General features: G+C 48.4%; 2 protein-coding genes. Both read left to right on the forward strand.

The features are described from left to right. Positions 1-1,397, forward strand: a 1,397-nt coding sequence (gene xylB / locus RH89_RS14855; RefSeq protein WP_004403565.1) for a xylulokinase, incomplete at its 5' end; no start/stop codon positions are given. Beyond that, a partial coding sequence (locus tag RH89_RS14860; protein WP_004403567.1) for an HAD hydrolase-like protein occupies positions 1,394-1,674 on the forward strand: 281 nt, incomplete at its 3' end. The genes xylB and RH89_RS14860, both read left to right, overlap by 4 nt.

Raw genomic sequence — 1,674 nt, forward strand, 5'->3', positions numbered from 1 at the left:
GCTGGGTTGAACAAGACCCAGAGAGTTGGATTCAAGCTGCAGCAAACGCGACAAAACGAGTCTTATCCAAATCAGGAGTTCCTTCCGTGTCCTGCGTGGGATTGTCTGGACAAATGCATGGTTTAACGCCCTTAGATAGCAATTTCAAGGTTATAAGACCTGCAATCTTATGGAACGATCAGCGAAACAAAGCCGAATCGGACGCCATTCATGACCATTTTGGCGGAGCAGAGAAGTTAGCAGAAAGCACAAGTAACCAAATGCTTGTCGGATATACCGGAGGAAAGATCCTCTGGATGAAAAATCACGAGCCCGATAACTATCAGAAATTACGCCATGTGCTTAACCCCAAAGATTACCTTCGCTTGGTTTTGACGGGAGAACTCGCAACAGAAGTATCGGACGCTTCTGGTACTGGCTTGTTTAATGTCGCTAACAGGGTTTGGGCATGGGATGTTATTGACTCACTGGGTATCGACCGTTCACTGCTGCCCTCCTGCTATGAATCCAGTGCGATTTCGGGAAAAGTCTCCACATCAGCCGCTCAAATTTTTGGTATCCCAGTAGGGACACCTGTCATCGGCGGAGGTGGCGACGCAGTGATTCAGACGTTTGGTTCAGGTGTTGTCCGACCTGGTGAACTGCAAACCACCATCGGCACAGCGGGCATTTTAGCTACCGCACTTTCCTCGCCCATTTCCAATCCACAAGGTAAAGTCCAGGTCTTTTGTAACCTCTCACCCGATAAATGGCATTGTATGGGAGTATCACTGAATGCTGGCTCATGCCTTACCTGGCTTTCCAGACTGATTCAGAGCTTTGGTGTGACCGCCCCCGATTACAAGTCAATGGCAAAACTGGCGATTCAGTCATCTGCAGGCGCAAACGGACTATTGATGATGCCTTATTTGAACGGTGAACGTTGCCCTCACCCAGATCCTGACGCACGAGGAACGTTTGTTGGGCTGAACTCAACCCATCAAGCGCCCGACTTATGCAGAGCGGTAATGGAAGGTGTGGCCTATTCCCTTTATGACATCTATTCCTTAATGAACTCAATGGGCATTAATGGCGACGTCATAAAAGCATCCGGAGGCGGAGCCCAATCTTCATTGTGGAGACAGATTCAGGCAGACCTTTTTGATGCTGAAGTTCAGACCGTTTCCGGTGCAGCTGAAGGGGCGGCTTTCGGGGCAGCCATGCTTGCAGGTGTAGGTATTGGTCACTGGTCCACACTCGAAGAAGCCAGCCTATGCTGCAAGGAAATCACAACTCAGTCTCCTGACAAAGAAAACCAGATTATGTACAGGGACAGGTTCAAAGCTTATCAGGCTTTGTACCCTCTTTTAAGCCCCATCGTTCAGTCACTCAATTCAAGCGGAGAAACAGCGTTATGAGCGAACACTTAAAACAGTACGACGCATTCATCTTCGATCTTGATGGCACTTTGATCAACAGTGCTCCTGACATCGCAGCATCCATGAATAGAGTGCTGGCAGATTTTGGGCAGGAATCGCTTTCTACCTCTGAAATTGAACGTTTTATCGGATTTGGTTCTGAGAGGCTGGTGGCTGATGTATTGGATATCTGCGGTCTTTCAATGACCCGTGAACAGTTGAAAGAAGCTGTGATTCAATACAACCAATATTACAACGAGTCGCCGGCAACTCTGAC

The organism is Vibrio nigripulchritudo ATCC 27043, from assembly GCF_000222685.1.
Lineage (GTDB): Bacteria > Pseudomonadota > Gammaproteobacteria > Enterobacterales > Vibrionaceae > Vibrio > Vibrio nigripulchritudo.